Annotated in this window: 21 protein-coding genes and 5 tRNA genes; 2 read left to right on the forward strand and 24 right to left on the reverse strand. The window is 47.0% G+C overall.

Features of this window, described 5'->3' with window-relative positions:
• Positions 1 to 2 precede the first annotated feature (2 nt).
• The 6 genes from GKZ89_RS17275 to GKZ89_RS17300 form a co-directional block, all read right to left on the reverse strand.
• Positions 3 to 77, reverse strand: a tRNA-Gln gene (locus GKZ89_RS17275).
• A 15-nt stretch (positions 78 to 92) separates the two neighbouring features.
• Positions 93 to 168: transfer RNA gene (locus GKZ89_RS17280), tRNA-Val, on the reverse strand.
• Positions 169 to 538: 370 nt separating this feature from the next.
• Positions 539 to 610 (reverse strand) — tRNA-Glu (locus tag GKZ89_RS17285).
• A gap of 10 nt (positions 611 to 620) precedes the next feature.
• Positions 621 to 711, reverse strand: a tRNA-Ser gene (locus GKZ89_RS17290).
• 14 nt (positions 712 to 725) lie between these two features.
• Positions 726 to 800, reverse strand: a tRNA-Asn gene (locus GKZ89_RS17295).
• A 131-nt stretch (positions 801 to 931) separates the two neighbouring features.
• Positions 932 to 1381: a SprT family protein gene (locus tag GKZ89_RS17300; RefSeq protein WP_155113661.1), complete on the reverse strand. Its 450-nt coding sequence runs from the start codon at positions 1379 to 1381 to the stop codon at positions 932 to 934.
• A 106-nt stretch (positions 1382 to 1487) separates the two neighbouring features.
• Here GKZ89_RS17300 and cmpA point away from each other — a divergent pair, with 106 nt between their 5' ends.
• Positions 1488 to 1598: a cortex morphogenetic protein CmpA gene (cmpA, locus tag GKZ89_RS17305; RefSeq protein WP_155113662.1), complete on the forward strand. Its 111-nt coding sequence runs from the start codon at positions 1488 to 1490 to the stop codon at positions 1596 to 1598.
• Positions 1599 to 1626: 28 nt separating this feature from the next.
• Here the strand turns inward: cmpA and GKZ89_RS17310 are convergent, their stop codons facing one another.
• The 14 genes from GKZ89_RS17310 to acpS all read right to left on the reverse strand — a co-directional run bounded on the left by GKZ89_RS17310 (position 1627) and on the right by acpS (position 12715).
• Positions 1627 to 3792, reverse strand: coding sequence for a Tex family protein (locus tag GKZ89_RS17310; RefSeq protein ID WP_155113663.1), 2166 nt, complete (start codon positions 3790 to 3792; stop codon positions 1627 to 1629).
• Between the two features lie 101 nt (positions 3793 to 3893).
• A complete protein-coding gene (locus GKZ89_RS17315; RefSeq protein WP_155113664.1) occupies positions 3894 to 4493 on the reverse strand; it encodes a PP2C family serine/threonine-protein phosphatase in 600 nt (199 codons plus the stop codon).
• A complete protein-coding gene (gene sigB, locus GKZ89_RS17320) occupies positions 4490 to 5281 on the reverse strand; it encodes an RNA polymerase sigma factor SigB (RefSeq protein WP_155113665.1) in 792 nt (263 codons plus the stop codon). Before sigB ends, GKZ89_RS17315 begins: the two co-directional genes overlap by 4 nt.
• Positions 5247 to 5729: an anti-sigma B factor RsbW gene (gene rsbW / locus GKZ89_RS17325; RefSeq protein WP_155113666.1), complete on the reverse strand. Its 483-nt coding sequence runs from the start codon at positions 5727 to 5729 to the stop codon at positions 5247 to 5249. The genes sigB and rsbW overlap by 35 nt, the downstream gene beginning before the upstream one ends.
• Positions 5726 to 6058, reverse strand: coding sequence for an anti-sigma factor antagonist (locus GKZ89_RS17330; protein ID WP_155113667.1), 333 nt, complete (start codon positions 6056 to 6058; stop codon positions 5726 to 5728). The genes rsbW and GKZ89_RS17330 overlap by 4 nt, the downstream gene beginning before the upstream one ends.
• A gap of 61 nt (positions 6059 to 6119) precedes the next feature.
• A complete protein-coding gene (locus GKZ89_RS17335; RefSeq protein WP_155113668.1) occupies positions 6120 to 7127 on the reverse strand; it encodes a PP2C family protein-serine/threonine phosphatase in 1008 nt (335 codons plus the stop codon).
• A gap of 13 nt (positions 7128 to 7140) precedes the next feature.
• Entirely contained in the window at positions 7141 to 7542 is a 402-nt protein-coding gene (locus tag GKZ89_RS17340) for an anti-sigma regulatory factor (RefSeq protein WP_155113669.1), read from the reverse strand.
• Between the two features lie 3 nt (positions 7543 to 7545).
• Positions 7546 to 7911 carry an STAS domain-containing protein gene (locus GKZ89_RS17345; RefSeq protein WP_155113670.1) on the reverse strand — a complete coding sequence of 122 codons (366 nt, stop codon included), beginning with the start codon at positions 7909 to 7911 and terminating at the stop codon, positions 7546 to 7548.
• Complete coding sequence (locus tag GKZ89_RS17350) at positions 7908 to 8744, reverse strand: STAS domain-containing protein (protein ID WP_155113671.1); 837 nt, start codon at positions 8742 to 8744, stop codon at positions 7908 to 7910. Before GKZ89_RS17350 ends, GKZ89_RS17345 begins: the two co-directional genes overlap by 4 nt.
• A 213-nt stretch (positions 8745 to 8957) precedes the next feature.
• Positions 8958 to 9308, reverse strand: a complete 351-nt coding sequence (gene ndoA, locus GKZ89_RS17355) for a type II toxin-antitoxin system endoribonuclease NdoA (protein WP_035404386.1) — start codon at positions 9306 to 9308, stop codon at positions 8958 to 8960.
• 4 nt (positions 9309 to 9312) lie between these two features.
• On the reverse strand, positions 9313 to 9594 hold the full coding sequence (locus GKZ89_RS17360; protein WP_035404384.1) for a CopG family ribbon-helix-helix protein: 282 nt from the start codon (positions 9592 to 9594) through the stop codon (positions 9313 to 9315).
• 128 nt (positions 9595 to 9722) lie between these two features.
• Positions 9723 to 10901 (reverse strand): alanine racemase, encoded by a 1179-nt coding sequence (gene alr, locus GKZ89_RS17365; RefSeq protein WP_155113673.1) that lies wholly within the window; start codon positions 10899 to 10901, stop codon positions 9723 to 9725.
• Between the two features lie 339 nt (positions 10902 to 11240).
• Positions 11241 to 12251 carry an outer membrane lipoprotein carrier protein LolA gene (locus GKZ89_RS17370; protein WP_162357026.1) on the reverse strand — a complete coding sequence of 337 codons (1011 nt, stop codon included), beginning with the start codon at positions 12249 to 12251 and terminating at the stop codon, positions 11241 to 11243.
• A gap of 98 nt (positions 12252 to 12349) precedes the next feature.
• Positions 12350 to 12715 carry a holo-ACP synthase gene (acpS, locus tag GKZ89_RS17375; protein ID WP_155113716.1) on the reverse strand — a complete coding sequence of 122 codons (366 nt, stop codon included), beginning with the start codon at positions 12713 to 12715 and terminating at the stop codon, positions 12350 to 12352.
• Between the two features lie 79 nt (positions 12716 to 12794).
• Here acpS and GKZ89_RS17380 point away from each other — a divergent pair, with 79 nt between their 5' ends.
• Positions 12795 to 13505, forward strand: coding sequence for a rhomboid family intramembrane serine protease (locus tag GKZ89_RS17380; protein ID WP_162357028.1), 711 nt, complete (start codon positions 12795 to 12797; stop codon positions 13503 to 13505).
• Here GKZ89_RS17380 and GKZ89_RS17385 read toward each other — a convergent pair.
• The 4 genes from GKZ89_RS17385 to GKZ89_RS17400 all read right to left on the reverse strand — a co-directional run bounded on the left by GKZ89_RS17385 (position 13425) and on the right by GKZ89_RS17400 (position 18023).
• Complete coding sequence (locus GKZ89_RS17385) at positions 13425 to 14930, reverse strand: PH domain-containing protein (protein WP_155113674.1); 1506 nt, start codon at positions 14928 to 14930, stop codon at positions 13425 to 13427. The two genes, GKZ89_RS17380 and GKZ89_RS17385, sit on opposite strands and share 81 nt — an antisense overlap.
• A complete protein-coding gene (locus GKZ89_RS17390; RefSeq protein WP_162357042.1) occupies positions 14920 to 15399 on the reverse strand; it encodes a PH domain-containing protein in 480 nt (159 codons plus the stop codon). The genes GKZ89_RS17385 and GKZ89_RS17390 overlap by 11 nt, the downstream gene beginning before the upstream one ends.
• 254 nt (positions 15400 to 15653) lie before the next feature.
• Entirely contained in the window at positions 15654 to 17111 is a 1458-nt protein-coding gene (gene cshA, locus GKZ89_RS17395) for a degradosome RNA helicase CshA (RefSeq protein ID WP_155113719.1), read from the reverse strand.
• Between the two features lie 201 nt (positions 17112 to 17312).
• Entirely contained in the window at positions 17313 to 18023 is a 711-nt protein-coding gene (locus GKZ89_RS17400; RefSeq protein ID WP_155113675.1) for an alpha/beta hydrolase, read from the reverse strand.
• Between the last annotated feature and the right edge of the window lie 70 nt (positions 18024 to 18093).

The raw sequence follows: 18093 nt of genomic DNA on the forward strand, positions 1-18093 counted from the left end.
GATGGCTGGGCTAGCTGGATTCGAACCAACGCATGACGGAGTCAAAGTCCGTTGCCTTACCGCTTGGCTATAGCCCACTATTAAAATCTCTCTGGTGGAGGATGACGGGATCGAACCGCCGACCCTCTGCTTGTAAGGCAGATGCTCTCCCAGCTGAGCTAATCCTCCGTGGTTTCGGCTTGTGATGAGCGGCGTATTCCGTCGTCGCTTTCAGTCGTTCGCATCCTCACGCACTTATGTGCGCTCCGGTGCTCTCTACTTCGGCTCCTAGGACTACTTGCTCCTCCCAACCCTCTTACGTTTACTTTGTTGGGTGGTGGTTTCGGCTTGTGATGAGCGGCGCATTGCGTCGTCACCTTCAGTCGTTCGCATCCTAACGCACTGATGTGCGCTCCGGTGCTCTCTACTTCGGTTCCTAGCACTGCTTGCTTCTCCCAACCCTCTTACGTTTACTTTGTTGGGTGGGGTTTCGGCTTGTGATGAGCGGCGTATTACGCTGCCCAGCTGCCTGCTAGATTACTTGTCCCAAAATAAAAAATGACCCGTACGGGATTCGAACCCGTGTTACCGCCGTGAAAGGGCGGTGTCTTAACCGCTTGACCAACGGGCCGTAAAATAGATGGCGGAGAAGGAGGGATTTGAACCCTCGCGCCGCTTACGCGACCTACACCCTTAGCAGGGGCGCCTCTTCAGCCACTTGAGTACTTCCCCATCTGAAAATAAAATGGCTCCGCAGGCAGGACTCGAACCTGCGACCGATCGGTTAACAGCCGATAGCTCTACCACTGAGCTACTGCGGAACAATAAATAGCAGACTTCTTTGATTATAGATAAATTATTACACAAAGTCAACATCTATATACATTCGCAATGTCTGAATGTGGCGTCTTTCCCGACGGCTTTTATAATTTATCATACATACAGAAGTTCGTCAACCGACTTTCTGAATTTTCCCGCCGCATTTTCCACAAACATATTTCTTTGTGTCCATCCTTCTTTTGCGTTCATATTTTTGCGAACAAGTTCCGCACTTATACAAATGAATCGTATTCGGTGTCCGAAGCTTTTGGATCGGCGTGCAGAAACGCGGGGCACCTACTTCCGCAAGCAGCTTTCTGAAATCGTGGTCCCGGTGTTTATAGCCCTTGCCTTCCAGATGCAGATGGTAGTGGCAAAGCTCATGCTTGATAATGCCAATAAGCTCTTCTCTGCCATGCTCCACCCAGTGTTTTGGATTGATTTCGATGTTGTGGGAAGAAAGCATGTACCTTCCCCCTGTTGTACGGAGTCTGTTATTGAACACCGCTTTATGGGTAAATGATTTATGGAAACAGGAAGAAGAAATTTCTTCCACCAGTAATTGAAGTTCATGCTGAGTCATGTTAACACCCTTTATTTAATGACCCGGTCGGCGAACGGGACATTTTATCGTTGCATACATTAGCTAATACCCATACTCCATTATACCGATTAAGGAGGCATGAGCAATGCCATCATGGCTGAAAAATCAGATGATGCGTGCATATCTTGAAAAGAACAGCTATCAGATCAGACTTTTAAATCAATGCTGGTATTTTTACAGGAAAAAACACTGCTGAAAAAGAAGCAGTGTTTTATTTCTGTCGGTTACGATTGATCAGTAAGCATCGTGAGGGAAACCCTTCCCTTGTGAACATCAACCGAATCCACCCAGACCGTAACAACGTCTCCGACACTTACAACGTCGAGCGGATGTTTTACATATTGACGGCTCAGCTTGGAAATATGCACAAGCCCGTCTTGCTTTACACCGATATCGACAAAGGCGCCGAAGTCCACTACGTTTCTGACAGTCCCCTGCAATTCGAGTCCTTTGCTGAGATCTTCAAGCTTCAGGACATTTTTCTTGAGCAGCGGCTTGGAAACCTCATCCCGCGGATCCCTTCCCGGCTGGACAAGCGCATCGCAAATATCTCTCATCGTCAATTCGCCGATCCCGAACTCTTCAGCTGCTGCTTTCAGATCAACCGTCTTTATTTTTTCACTTAACGCTTCACTCCCGAGATCTCCGGCTGTTGCTTTCAATTGCTTGAGAAGACCTGTCGCGACTTTATAGCTCTCGGGATGAATGGCTGTCCGGTCAAGAGGCTGGTCTCCATCCATCACGCGCAAAAATCCAACGGCCTGCTCGTAGGTTTTCGCACCAAGGCGGGGAATGCCTTTCAGCTGTGTCCGGCTTGTAATCTTGCCAAGCTCCTCCCGCTTGTTCACAATGTTCTGCGCAACGGCTTTGGAAAGCCCGGAGACGTACTGCAGCAAAGCGGGTGATGCGGTGTTTACATTCACGCCGACACGGTTTACAACGGTTTCCACTACAAAAGTAAGGGAATCATTTAAATTCCGCTGGCTGACATCATGCTGATACTGGCCGACACCCACTGATTTCGGGTCAATTTTCACAAGCTCCGCCAACGGATCTTGAAGTCTTCTTGCAATGGATACAGCACTCCGCTCTTCTACTTTTAAATCCGGGAACTCTTCCCTCGCCAGGTCAGATGCTGAATACACGCTTGCTCCTGCCTCATTCACGATCAGATAAGCAAGGTCTTTACCCGACTGCTGAATCGCATCTGCGACGAGCTGTTCACTTTCTCTTGAAGCTGTCCCGTTGCCTACAGCAATTACCTCGATCTGATGCTGATCAATCAGCTTCAAGATGGTTTGAATCGCTTCTTCTCTCTTGTTCACCGGAGCGTGGGGGTAGATCACGCCGATATAGAGGACCTTGCCTGTTTCGCTTACGGCTGCGAGTTTGCAGCCTGTCCGATATGCTGGATCCAATCCGAGGACAACCCTTCCTTTCAAAGGGGGCTGCAGAAGAAGATTCTTCAGGTTTTCAGAAAAAATGTGAATCGCTTGTTCATCCGCCTTTTCGGTTAACTCTTTGCGGATTTCCCTTTCAACAGAAGGTTCGATCAGCCGCTTATAGGCATCTTCAATTGCTTCCTCCATCAAGTGCTGGACAGTGGTGTTTCTTGACTTCAGCTCTTTTCTTTTCAGATAACTGATAATCTGGTCTGCCGGAGGAGTGATGGCCGCCCTTAAAATTCCTTCCTTCTCTCCGCGGTTGATGGCAAGGATTCTGTGGGGGGCTGCCTTATGTACAGGCTCTTCGTATTCATAATACATTTCAAATACATTCTTTTCGTCTTTTTCCTGATCCTTAGCTGATGTGACAAGGCTGCCCTTTCTAAAGGTTTGCTCTCTGATCCATTTCCGGTATTCCGGCTCATCCGCAATTCGTTCAGCAGCAATATCCTTGGCTCCTTGAAGGGCATCTTCAGGCGTCGCAACACCCGCTTCTTCATTAATAAATTCGAGCGCCTTCTTTTCAGGGGCTTCTGAAGCAGGCAGCTTCATCATCCACTGCGCCAGCGGCTCCAGGCCTCTCTCCTTCGCAATCGCTGCTTTTGTACGGCGCTTTTGCTTATAGGGTCTGTATAGATCCTCTACTTGCTGAAGTTTTACAGCAGACCCGATCTCTTTTTTCAGCTCTTCAGTCAGCTTGCCCTGCTCTTCGATCAACCTGAGAACTTCCCCTTTCCGGCTCTCAAGGTTTTGCATATACTGCCATGCTTCTGAGATCTCTTTAATCTGGACCTCATCCAGCGCACCCGTCTGTTCCTTGCGGTAACGGGCAATAAAAGGGACTGTATTCCCTTCATCAAGCAGCTGAATTACACTCCTCACCTGCTTTAAGGGAATAGATAAAGATTCTGTCATTGCTTTAAGTAAACGTTCCTGGTTTTCCATACGTCTCCTCCGGTTAGCGGGATGACTCTATCATAGCAAAAAACCTTAAAGGATTTACAGCACATGTGCCATCTCATAATAAAAAGCCGCCCAAATTCCAGTTAGAAAATTTGGCCGGCTATATAAGTCAGATCATCGTCCCGCTCTTTCGTAAAAGGCTCAAGGAAAGTGGAAATTTCCTCGATTGTTTCATGATTTTTAAGCAGTGATTTAATGGCTGTGATTTTTAGTCCGTCTGAATGGATAATGAATTTAGCGCCTGATTGGTAGGAATAGCTGCTGATTTTATATTTTTGGGGTTTGCCTGACATATAACCGAGGATTGGCAGAGGATATACGAAATCTCCTGAAGGGTTATGCATGACAAAACGTATATTTCCGACAGATCCATAGGTCAGCTGCTGATCTGCGAAGGTCATCTTAAAGATCCCGACTGTAGCTCCCCGCTTTTCTTTAAGAGCGGTGTTGCACTTTTCCAGCAGCTGGCCGACCTCTTCTTCATGACAGCATTTGACCAATTCGGTTATGACCTGGGAAGATTCATGAGCTAATTCACCGCTCCCAAGCCCGTCAGCCAGCACACATATAAAATAATCCTCTGTGGTCGTCATAAAAAAACTGTCTCCGCAGAGGGATTTTCCCTTTTTTTGAAGTTGGAAGGCCAAAGCGCGGACCTTTTCATTTGTTACCCTTTCGATCATTGATAATACTCCAATGATTTATCGGCAGCCAGCGCTTCCTTCAGCTTATGAATCGCTCTCCGCTGAAGCCTGGAAACATGCATCTGTGAGATGCCGAGTTCTTCTCCAGCTTCTTTCTGGCTTTTGTTTTCAATAAATGTAAGCTGGATAATCTGCTTTTCACGATCTGATAGAACATGAAGCACACTCTCAAGCATCATCCGCTGATTGACACGTTCAAATCCGTCATCCTGGGAACCGACAATATCAAGAATGGTAACTGTGCTTCCATCCGGGTCGGCCTCAATGGAATGATCAACAGACAGAGCCTGATAGCTTTTGCCCATTTCCATCGTTTCCAGCACTTCTTCTTCCGTTACCTCAAGGTATTCTGCTATCTCGTATACTCTCGGGGACCGCTGAAGGTTATTTGTTAACTCATCTACAGCCGCTTTGATTTTCGGTCCGAGCTCCTTGATTCTCCTCGGAACATGCACACTCCATGTTTTATCCCGCAGGAACCGCTTGATCTCCCCGATAATCGTAGGAATCGCAAATGCTTCAAATGATTTTCCGACCTCAGAATCGTACCTTCTGATTGCTCCAAGCAATCCGATCATTCCCACCTGAAGCAGATCCTCATGAAAGCTTTTACCGCGCGAATACTTTTTGGCAAGGGTCTCTACCAGTCCTCTGTAATGATGCACCAGATCAGTCTGGGCTTGATCATCCTGAGTCTTCTGGTAAGCGGCAATCAGGTCGTTTACCTGGTCCTTAGTTAGCTTCGTAGTTTGTGATGGTTGTGTCATGATTCACCCGCTCCCCGTTTAAGAACTTGGTTAAAAACACGGTGACTCCAGTGCTGATCTGCACCCGGACCTCATCCATGAGCGTTTCCATCAAGTAAAGGCCTAACCCTCCTTCCGGAAGGGAATCAACGCTGGAATTTGAAGAGTAAGGACCGAGTTCCTTTTTCTTTTCTTCGAAATTGAAACTTTGCCCAGTATCGGAAACCATTACTTCAAGGCGGTCTTCATACAGACCAAAACCGATATTCACTTCACCTTTATCAACATTTTTATAGGCATGCTGCACAGCATTTGTGCACGCTTCGCTTGTGGCAATTTTCAAGTCTTCAATTTCATCGTAGGAATAACCCATGCGGCTCGCAATCCCCGATAGCGTCAGGCGGACGATGCCTACGTATTCGGGTCTTGCAGGAATTTTCATTTCAATGTAATCCACTACTGAACTCATTGTACCCCACCCTCTGCTTTTGATGAAATATCGATGATGTCATTTAGACCCGTGATTGTAAAAAGTCTTTCAAGCCGGTCTGACAGTTCTACAAGGCGCAATTCTCCATCATTTTTCCTTACGTTTTTCAGAAGGCCTACGAATACTCCAAGACCTGTACTGTCCATATACGAAACATCGCGAAGACTTATCGTCAGCTGGGGATTGCTCTGCTCAGCAAGAGGAAGCAGCTCTTCTCTCAGTTTAGGCGCCGTATATGCATCTATTTCACCTGCTACAGTGACTTTTGTTAAATCGTTCATATTTTCGATAACTGTTTTTAAATTCATTATCCATTCACCTCAGACTTGACGTATTATGCTATGGTTTTTTACCCGAATCATTTGGCAGTTAAACCTTCCGCCGGATGATGATCAGTGTAAAATCATCCCTCAGCTGGAAATCCTGCATAGTCAAAAATTCCTTATAAATTGAGTCGGCTATTTTCTGTGCCGGAAGATGGCTATATTTTGTGATCATATCTGTAATCTCTTGTCTTTCAATAAAACCGTCCGAAGAACGGCTCTCTGACACTCCGTCTGAGAAGAGGATAACCATGTCCCCTTCTTCAATCTGCTTGTCATACTGCCTGTATTTGACGTTCTGGTCCACACCGAGGACGAGGCCTTTAGCATCAAGGTCCTGGAATGTATTATCTTTCCTGGAGAAGTAAAAACCCGGTTCATGGCCGGCTGATGCAAAAGAGAATAAATGCGTGTGCAAGTCATACATCCCATAAAACATGGTGATGAACATGCTTGGATCCACATTCTGTTCTACTACCCGATTCAAATTTTCCAAAACATAGCCCGGTTCCTTCCGGGACTCAGGGAGGCTGTCCATCGTGTATTTGATCATAGACATGCAGAGAGCAGCAGGAATGCCTTTTCCGATTACATCGGCAAGAGCAATACTGATATGGTTCTCATCCTGAACAAAATGATGATAGTCCCCGTTCATTTGCTTGGACGGAATACTGACCGCTCCAATGTCCAATTCGTCACAAATCGGAATCTTCGTTTCAAGGAGCGTCTGCTGGACATTCGCTGCAATTTCAATTTCTGACTTGATTTCAAGCTGCTTGTCCCTTAGGATCTGATGCTCCTGATAAGCAAGTCCATAGCCCACCATCACCTCAAGCAAAAAATCCAAAGAACTCAGTACATCTTCCTTCGTATCCGGGAACAGGTCCTGCAGAACCTTCCGGTGAATGCTCACAATTTCCTCTGGGGGAATTTGCTGCTGCAGGGTCTGTCTGCTGAATTTCTGCCCTTGGTACAAAGCGGTCTCTGTTAGTTCATTTATATAGTTATGAAGTAATTCTTTGTACTTTGATTCGATCACTTCTTTAAATTCCATAAAGGCCAGCCTCCTAGCGAAGCCATTTGACCGCACGAATGTCGGTCCCTTCTCCAGCAGCAGACTGAATGTTGAATTCATCCATCAGTCTTTTTACACCTGGCAACCCGGCCCCAAGCCCCCCTGAAGTAGAAAAGCCGTCTTCCATTACCTTTCTGATATCAGGAATTCCAGGACCACTGTCAATGGCTATTATTTTCAATCCTCTTTTTCCGTATTCTTCGATTTGCTCGATGCATAGCTGACCCTGGCCGGCATATAGATAAATATTCCTTGCGAGCTCAGAAATCGCTGTGGTGATCCTTGCCTGGTCCACCGTGCCGAAGCCAAGCTCTTTGGCTACATTGCGCCCCAGCTGCCGGGCTGCTACAATGTCCCATTCTGTTACGATATTAACGCAGGATTGGTTGTCCATTGGCTATTCCCCCAATTCCTGCTGCAGCGTCTCTAGTCCTTTTTCTAAATCTAGTGCTGTCTTTACATCTTCAAGCTGTATGCCCAATTCGATCAGAGTAATGGCAACAGCCGGCTGGATGCCAGTCAGCACCACAGCTGCACCCATCAATTTAGACATCCCGATAACGTCTCCCAGTACTTTTGCGATAAAAGAATCAATAACATCCACAGATGTTAAGTCAATAACTACGCCGTTTGCGCCGGTTTCGTGAATCTTATGCAGCAGATCCTCCTGAAACTGAAGCGCTGTCTGGTCATCAAGCTCCCACTGAATGGAAATAAGGAGACAGTCTTTTAATTTGAGAATGGGTATTCTAGGCGTTCTCATTCTAATTCCCCCGTTGAAACAATATTTCGATCTGTCATTTCCAAGGCAGCTTCAATGCCTTTTTGCAGTGAATTTTTCGTTGTGATTTGATTCAGATTAATGCCCAGGTTCACAATTGTCTGGGCAATTTCAGGACGGATCCCTACCAGGAGGCATTTCGCCCCGACTAGCCGGACTGCTTCGGATGCCTGGATAATATGGTGGGCTACCATTGTATCGACAACCGGAACACCTGTAATATCAATCAGCACTACCTCAGAGCGGTGCTTCACCACTCCGTCCAGCAGATTTTCCATAATACGCTTTGCTCTTTCTGTATCAATCGTGCCCACAAGAGGCATAACGGTTATATTTTCAAAAACAGGAATAAGCGGTGCAGACAATTCCTGAAGGGCTATTTTTTGAAGCGAAACAGTTCTTTCCCAGGAGGAAGCATATTCAAGCAGCAGCTGCTCCGTTAGAGGAGAAACCTTTTGATCGAATTGCCATACAAGCTTCATCTTGTCCTCTTCGGAAGAATGCTCTGTCATTTTATTAAAAATCAGAAGCCCGAGTTTTTTGACCCCTTTTGTAATAAAAGTCATTGACCACCCCGACTGGACAATGCGGGATGTAAAGTCAGAGAGCAGCTGGTCTGCCTCTTCGGTGCTGCCCTCCATATATTGAATAAGAATTCCGATGAATTCCTGAGCTGTCTGTCTGTATACAGCATCAGACACAAAATCCGAATACTTCCGGTCATCGAGCTCCTTCAGCGCAAGATGCCACTCTTCCTGGATCTCGATCTGATTCTCGTGCAAAAACGATAAAATCGAATTGTTCTCAAGATTCAAGCCTGTCCCCCCTGTTCCCTGAACGGATTAAAATACACTGCCCCTATTATACCTATTTATGTAAACAAAAAAAAGGAATGTGCCGGTTAAACTTCGCTTCCAAGTTATGGTCTTTCTCCTGAATCCTTCTGTGCCGGACGATTCACTTCTTATTATAAAACAAAAAGGAAGCTGCCGTGCATAGCAACTTCCTTTTTATTTTTGATTATTCGATTAAAAATCAATAAGTCCGAGGCTTATCTGCAAGGCTTCATCCACTTTATCCATCATTTCATCGTCAAGGTGAGTGATCTTGTCCGTCAGTCTCTGTTTGTCTATGGTCCGGATCTGCTCAAGCAAAATAACGGAATCCCGTTCAAACCCATAGCGCTTCGCGTCAATTTCGACATGTGTCGGCAATTTTGCCTTTTGGATCTGGGCTGTGATTGCAGCAACGATGACAGTCGGACTAAATCGGTTCCCTATGTCGTTTTGAATGATTAAAACTGGACGGACGCCTCCCTGTTCAGAACCAACCACAGGTGATAAATCAGCAAAATAAACGTCGCCGCGTTTTACAATCAAAGGATCAACCTCCGCTTACTAAGCGGTCTACGGTATGATCAGCCTCTGATTCTGCCATGAAAGCTTCGGAAGCAATATTGAGGTTAATCTTGGCCATCTCCATGTATCCGCGTCTCATGGATTCACGAATTTGGCGTTTTTTGCGTTCACGAAGATACATTTTTGTCGCCTGATAAATAAGCTCGCTTCGATTTCCGTTCTCTTGTTTGACAAGACTGTCCAATTCTGACACTAATGTCTGCGGTAAGCGGATCATAATTTCAGTCGTTGCGCTGGATTCAGACACAAACATACACCTCCACCAAACTTGCACACCCGTTATTCCATTCCATAGTCAATCATACCATCATTATATCCGGAAGCAAACTATTTTCTAAATAATCTCTTAACGGAATGCGTATGATATCCGCAGGTTTATCGGCTTTCAGAATGAAAAACGCTCTGAATAATCGGGTTCCTAACATCCATTATACTCTTATTTCGCAAAAACATACGAGGGACACGGGACGACAGAATGCAAGGAACTTCGTAGTTAATCGTATCAAGTCTTTCTGCAACTTCGTCCATCGTGATGGACTCTTCAGACTGGCTGCCGATCAGTGTCACCTTCGTACCGGTTTCCATTCTCTCCGGCAGCCGGATCATGCATTGATCCATGCAGATTCTGCCGATAATTGGCACTCTTTTCCCCTCTGCAATCACCTCGGAATCTTTCAGCCGGCGGATCCAGCCGTCCGCATAGCCAACCGGCAGCGTCCCGACCCATTCCTCTTCATCTGCCGTATATACAGCCCCGTAGCTGACACTTTCGCCCTTTGCCAGTTTTTTAACATGAACGATCTTTGTATGAAGGGACATCGCCTCTTTGAGCTCATATGGCAGACTTTTTTTCAGCTCGGAAGATGGCGACAGCCCGTACATTGAAATTCCAAGTCTGACTGTATTAAAGATTTTGTCTTTAAAACGAAGGCCTGCCGCGCTGTTGGCACAATGTACCATCAGCCCGCTGCAGTCAATGCCCGCAAGCATCTGCCGGAATCGCTCAAACTGCCGGTCCGTATAGTCAGACTCAGGCTCATCCGCCGCTGCAAAATGCGTATAAATTCCGCGGAACTGCAGGACTTCCGACTTCCGGGCAAGCTCAACAGCCTCATCCAGCTCTTCTTTCTCCGTCAAACCGAGCCTGCCCATCCCCGTGTCCACTTTAATATGCACATCCATTGTTCCGTTTCGAACATGCTTCTCTGCTTCCATCAGCCACTCCAGCGAAACAGCCGTAAGCGTCAGTTTGCTGTCAATGCAAAACTGGACATCCTCCGGCCGGGAAGCGCCAAGCACAAGAATCGGCGCTTCCACTCCCTTCTGCCGTAAAGCCACAGCCTCATCCACAAAGGCAACCGCCAGCATCTCGGCTCCTGCCTGAAGCGCCGTTTCTGCAACCTCCGCATCACCATGCCCGTATGCATTTGCCTTCACCACAGCGATTACCCGCCCATCCGGACCAAGATGGCGTATCATGCTCTTTACATTATATTCAATCGCATCCAAATCTATTTCTGCCCACGTATCACGATAAAAGGGTTGCTCCTGCATCAGCATTCATCCTCCGGAAAAATTAAATCTATAAAAGATTATCCGGTTTTGGACGGGGAGTTGTCAAACACAGAAGAAAGTGGCTGACATGAGGCTGGATAGGTGGCGGTTTACATTAGGCCGGACCTGTCCCGCTATGCTTTAAAGCAGCAGGGGACAGAGGGACGCCGCTGCGAGCCCGTGTGCGGGAAGGGGTTTCAGGGATGGTGCCGGAGCTTTCGTACAGCAGAGATCGCGGGGACTGACCCCTCTGGGATACCCGTCCGGCAACCAGGATACACAATAGCACCCGCCTTCTCCCCACAAAAAAACTGACCTCCAAAGGTCAGTTTTTTCGCATTACTTAGCTGTCTGTCCCTGTACGGAGCGGGCGGTGTTCATCAGTTCGTCCGGAGTCATGTCTTCAGAGGCAATCATGTATTCGACTCCGTCGGCAGTCCAGGTGATGGAGTTTTCCGTGATGGCGCCTACTGTAAAGCCGAGGTCTGCCGGATCACCATTGACGGTTACGGCATTGGCAGATGGAGCGGCGGCGGCTTTTTCCTGGATCAGGGTGAAGTTCTTTTCACCTGCAAAGGTCATGACCACGCGCTTGCCGTTATCGGTTTTCAGCTCTTTTTCCTGGATCAGCTTCACGCCTTCTGGCATTTCCATCGGATATTTGACCGCGAACGGCTTATTATCAACTGGTGCTGTGGCAGGTAGGTCCATCATGCCGAAAGACATGTTCTTTTCCATATTGAAGGAGTCCTTGTCAAAGGATGGATTAAATTCAAAGTCTTTAAATTCCACAGTTACAAGTGCGTTCCGGTCCGGATCCATGACTTTAACACTTGCAGGGGACAAGTCATTTTTATTAAAGGTGATTTCCTGCATCGGAAGCATGGAATTGTTCTGATAGTTCGTTTTGGTTTCAAAGACGTATTGCTTTTCTGTTGCCTTGAACACGGCTGCCTTATCCTTGATCACATCATTTACAAGTGATTCGAACAGGTAAGCCTGGCTGCTGTTTTTCGGCCAGTCGCTCTGAAAACGGAAGCTTTTGTTCAGTGACGGTGTAAGGACGTAGACCCCTTCTTCGTTTCGTAAGATCATCTGGCTTTGTTCTTTGGCCGGATTTTTGAGGTTAACGCGGTAAAAGGATGGCTCCTTGTACCAGATTTCCACATCATATACTTGCGGCTCGCTTCCTGTCTGCAGTGTCATTTTCGCTTTTGTTTTGTAGCTTTGAAGATCTTCTACCTTTTTATCCAGCCCTTTCACTACATCGGTCTGCGATTTATTTCCGCATGCAGACATTAAAAAAACAGCCATCAGCCCTACAAGCAATAAACATAAGCTTTTTTTCACCCGTTTTCAGCCCCTTTGTATTGTCTAAGCAGGAGGAAAAACACTTGTCTCCCTCATTCCGATACAAATATATGACACAGGTTGGGTGAATATGCAGACTAGCTTGACAGGCTTTCCATAATGATTTGGGCGGCTGCGTACTCTTTCGTATGTGTGATGGAGACATGGATTTTCATCTTTTCAAAGCCAGTGGCGATGACCTCCGGCGCTCCATTGCTTCCTTTTACCACCTGAAAATCATGGAAGCTTAATGCGCCGCCAATTCCTAACCCGGTGGCTTTTGCGAACGCTTCTTTACAGGCAAATCGGCCTGCCAGAAATTCTGTTTTTCGCAGACCGGCAAGCTTTTCGTAAACGGCAAGCTCCAGCTCTCCGAGAATACGGTCCGGAAACCTGGGCTGCCTCTCCTCCAGTCTGCGGATCCGCTTAATCTCCACTATATCCATACCGATGCCGGCAATCATGTAATCTTCCTCTCTCATCAGTACTAATCCCTGTGTCCCTCCATATAAATGGAAATAAATAAGGAAAGGGGCGGGCCCTGTGTTTACACGGACAGAAACTTTTTCAGAATTTCTTTCTAAATATCCGGTTACTTCTTCTATTGCCGCTATTCATACAGCCTTATGGCTGGTCTTTCTTCTCCCGTTTAAAGATGCTGCTTACTGGTTTTCAGAAATTGACGGATTTAATTCAGCTATTCTTGCAGGAGAGTGGTGGAGGCTTGTGACCCCTTTATTTCTCCATGCAGGCTTTTCCCATCTTTTTTTTAATACGGTTTCTCTCATTCTTTTTGCTCCAGCTCTTGAACAGATGCTTGGCAGATGGAAATTCAGTCTCCTCTATTTGCTTGCCGGCGTTGCCGGGAATGCCGCTACCTTATTGCTTCTGCCGGGCAGCTACAGCCATGTGGGGGCGTCCGGAGCCATCTTCGGATTGTTCGGCGCCTATCTGTTTGCTGCTTTTTTCAGAAAAGGAAAAATCAGCCCAGTAAATGTACAGATTCTTTCTATCATTGTTGCCCTCAGCTTTGTTACTTCACTCCTGTCTCCATCCATTAATCTGACAGCGCATCTTTTTGGCGGAGTGGCTGGGTTCGCATTGGGACCGATCCTTTTTCAAAAAGAAGCGTTTGTCCACTATACGTACTACAGTGTTGCTAGCCGGAGCAGATCAGTCAGCCGGACCTTGCCAGTCTGGATGGTGATCCTCTTTATCCTTGCGGTGATCGGGGTTTTCTACATGTTTTTTTAAGCCGGAATACCAGTCATACAGACGTTCCGCTTCAGCAAACTCCAGATCCCTCACAGCAAACTGAGCACCCAGGCTGCTGGACATGACCGCTGCTTTAACCGTTGCCAGTTCTCCTGATTGCTGGAAAAGATTTTGCTGCAATTGAAACTGCTGCATCCTCTTCTTTGGCAGAATGACGGATATTCTGGAAATCGCTCTCATATGAAGGGTCAGCTGCTTTCCTTCTAAATGATAGCCTGCATCCCGGTAAGCCATATAGCCAAATAACAAAAAGAGTGGCAGGAGCAGGAGGGAGAAAAGACCCCATCCAGGGAATAAAAAGATGAGGATCCCTGCCGGAATCAGAGAGGGCCAGACGTACCGGATGATGTACTTTCGCATCGCCCTCTTCGGAACCGGAATTTTTTCGCTGCTGTATGCATATTGGGGCAGAAATTCCTTCAGCAGCGATTCAGCTCTCTCCTTTTTCACAAACGGGAAAATCGCTGCCGAAAGACCATCCTTATCTTCTTTTCCGCCTGCACAAATCAGCTGAACTGTCGCATACCCAAGCGGCTGTCTCAGAGGATTCTCCGTTATTTTCACGGCCTGAATACGCTTAACAGGGATCGTAAGCTGTTTTTTTTCGAGCAGACCCCGTGAAATCACTAGATCATCTCCTGATTTCACAAGGGAAAAACGCGCATATTTCAGCAAAATTCCGGCCATGGAAAGAAGCCATGCCGCCAGAAAACCGATAAAAATTAGCAGAGCAAGAAACGGGACGCTCGAATGGATCAGGAACTCAAACCGGCCCAGGATCCTGTCGATCGGGAGCAATTCATCCACCTGTGAGCCAAATGCGAAAACAGCCGAAAGAATAACCCCTATCCCGCTGCTTGTCGCTGCTCCGATCATCAGTTCCTTTTGAGACATTTTATACGTTTTCTCAGGAGCTGAACCGGCCTCTTCTGCCTCTTTCCTTTGTGTGCCAAGCAGTTGCTTCCGTTCGTATAGGGCTTCTTTTATGGCAGCTGCTTCTCCCTTTGAGATTGCGGTCAGCTCGATTTCAGCTTCTTTCCCTCCGCTTGCCGTTTCAATTTCGAGGCGGACAAGCCCGAACATCTGCTGAACGATTCCTGCTGTTGTGTTAATGGTTTGTACCCGTTCAACCGGCACATAACGGCGCTGTTTTACAAACAGCCCCTGCTCAATCCGCAATTCATCCTCTTCAATGCGGTATGTAAACTTCAGCCACTTCATCAAGCCGAAAGCCGCCAGGAGAAGCAAAAACAAGCCGGCCCCTCCGTACAGCAAGGCTCCGAGCAAGCCATCGGCACGGTTGGCAAAAATAAAGATTCCAAGCGGAATAATCATCTCTTTCAGCGATTTAAGAAAATGGATAAGGACCGTTGCCGGATGCAGGCGCTTCGGATCAGACATCATCGTCACTCACCCTTGCCAGACGGGAGATCGAATCTCTCAGCCTGTCTGCTTCCTCCATATCGAGGGCAGGGATCTCATGCTTCGTCGCAGCAGTCGAGATCTCAACAGAGGAAAGCTTATATTTCCTAAGGAGCGGGCCCTGTTTCGTATCCACATGCTGGACCCGGACCATCGGGATAATCGTCCTCTTGACCGTCACCCATCCATACTGAAGATCAATCTCCTGTTCATGCACCTCATATCTCCAAAATCGCTGCCGGTACAACGGAATAAGCCAGCCATAAAACACAGCAATCAAAATGGCAGCAGCTGCCCCTCCGGCAGCCAGCCACATCGGCCAACTCTGCCAAAATACAAGCAGCCAAAGAGCGGCATCGAGCAATGCGAATACCCCTGCTGTAATCATCCCCGTGATTTGCCAGACAGTCTTTGCTTTCATGCTGATCTGATTCCCCGGTTTCTCTCTCACATCCAACTCCCCCTTACGAATTTCTTTACAACGGCCAATCTGATGACCTTTTCTGATTACAGGTACTAAACAATACGGCAGAAGCAGGAAAAAGTTTCATATCTACTGATAAGTATAAAGGGAATCCCGCTTATTTAAAAATGAAGGCGGATTTTTTTATTAGGCAGCAGCTTAACCCCAGCGGTTTTGAGGGCTGCAGGGCGGTGTCTGCAAAATAAAAACAGCACCTGCATGAACAGGTGCTGTTGAATGGATCAGTTAGAGTAAGCTTTGTTTTTGCCGCTGTTGCTGCTGCCGCCGCTTCTTCTTTGCTGGCCGCCGCGCCCTTTGTCGTTGTAAGAGCGGTTGCCGCCTTTGTAGCCTTCACGACGGTTGCGGCTGCCGCCTTTGTAGCCGCCGCCTGAGCCTTTTCCGCCGCCGCCGCGTTTTGAGAATGCAGGCGGTTCATCGGTAAGCTTAATTGGTGTTTGGTCCGGTTCTTTTGTCATCAGCTTGATAACTGCTGCTACTACAGATTCAGCGTCGAATTCTTCAAGCAGCTGGGATGCTGCTTTGCTGTAGTAAGACAAGTTGCCTTCTTCGATGAGGGAACGGATTTTTTCCGCTGTCATCGTTTGCTGGCCTTCAAGAGCCTGATCAAGAGTCGGAGCATTCATTTTGTCCATTTTGCGTTTTGTCGTACGTTCGATGCTTTTCAGCATATCCATTTCACGGGAAGTGATGAATGTCATCGCCATTCCTGTTTTTCCAGCACGGCCTGTACGTCCGATACGGTGTACATAGCTTTCCGGATCCTGAGGCACATCGAAGTTGTAGACATGGGTTACACCGGAAATATCAAGTCCGCGGGCAGCTACGTCTGTTGCAACGAGTACATCGATGCTGCCGTTTTTAAACTTGCGAAGAGCAGACATTCTGCGGGCCTGGCTCAAGTCGCCATGGATTCCTTCAGCTGTGTATCCGCGAAGGTTCAATGCTTCTGTAAGCTCATCGACACGGCGTTTTGTACGGCCGAACACGATCGCAAGCTCAGGAGATTGAATATCCAGCAGACGTGTCAGAACATCAAACTTCTGTTTTTCGTGAGTGTTGATGTAAAATTGCTGAATGTTTGGTGTTGTTACTTCTTTGGATTTCACTTTAACAAGTTCAGGGTTCTGCATGAAACGCTCAGCAATGCGGCGGATCGGATCCGGCATTGTAGCGGAGAACAGCAGGGTTTGGTGCTCAGCCGGTACATTTGAAAGGATGGATTCGATATCTTCGATGAATCCCATGTTCAGCATTTCATCTGCTTCATCAAGAACAACTGTATGAACGCCGTCAAGCTTCAACGTTTTGCGGTTGATGTGGTCAAGCAAACGTCCAGGTGTTCCAACGATGATATGAGGGTTTTTCTTCAGCGCACGGATCTGACGGCTGATGTCCTGTCCTCCATAGATTGGAAGCACGCGGGAACGCTTGTAGTAGCTAAGCTTGAAAAGCTCTTCTGATACTTGAACAGCAAGCTCCCGTGTCGGTGCAATGATAATGGATTGGATGTTTTGGTTTTCAGGGTCGATTTTCTCGATCAGCGGCAATCCGAAAGCAGCGGTTTTACCTGTTCCTGTCTGTGCCTGGCCAATAATGTCTTTACCTTGAAGACCCAATGGAATGGTCTGTGCCTGAATGGGAGTCGCTTCTTCGAAACCCATTTTGTTGATTGCCTTCATAAGATTTTCGCTTAAACCTAATTCTTGAAACTTTGTATTCAAATTTATTCATACTCCTTTATTTATCCAGTCTTTTCAGACTTAGTTATAGTCTTCACAGACTTTAGTTTCAGTTTCATTCTTCTTTACGAAGCCCGTAAACACTTAAATTTAATCATAGCACGTAATAGGAATGAAAACAATGATTCATAAAAACCTTATTTAAACCTTTTCTGTTTCATATTGCCTGATGCCTAAAAAAGCGGCTGTTTCTTTCGCCAGTTCTTCGAAGTCTTCCCCATGGCAGACAAGGTGGGTCGAGGCAGGGAGAAAACAAAGCTTTTTCTCCTTCGAGCCGATCGTTCGATACAGGTAATGAGCGCTTTTCATCGGGACGATCCCATCACATTCCCCTTGGACAATCAGAACCGGTATTGTGATTTCCGGAAGTCTGGGCTTCGTATATTTAACAAGCTTCCGGAATTGGAGAGTGGATAAAATTGGCGTTTCCGTTATTTTTTTCCTGTAGCGGAGATACACTTCATTTTCATTCAGCGTACCTTTCATCCCATCTTCAATTACAAGCCGGATGTCCTTGATCACCTGCCGGGGGTTCACATAGTATGCGGCAGCGCTCAGCAGCACGAGCTTTTTCACCGGATATTTTGTCGCCAGATAGGATGCAATCATGCCTCCCATCGAAAAGCCTGCGATGTAGACCTCTTCACATGCTTCCAGCAAATCCGCCAGTTCATTCTCTGCACACTCGATCCACCTTTGGAAAGCCACTCCTCTAAGGGCACCTGGCTGATCGTGGCCAGGGAGACACGGAATCCGGATATCCCACTTCGTATGCTCTTTGACAAATTCGGCCAGCGGCACCACTTCATCCGGAGCCCCCGTAAAACCATGAATAAACAAACAGCCTTTCATCTCCTCAGCTCCTGGTTTTGGGTCTTTATAATACAGCTTACCCGCTCAGGAGGAATCGAAAAGACAAATT

The organism is Metabacillus mangrovi (genome assembly GCF_009711125.1).
Taxonomy (GTDB): domain Bacteria; phylum Bacillota; class Bacilli; order Bacillales; family Bacillaceae; genus Metabacillus_B; species Metabacillus_B mangrovi.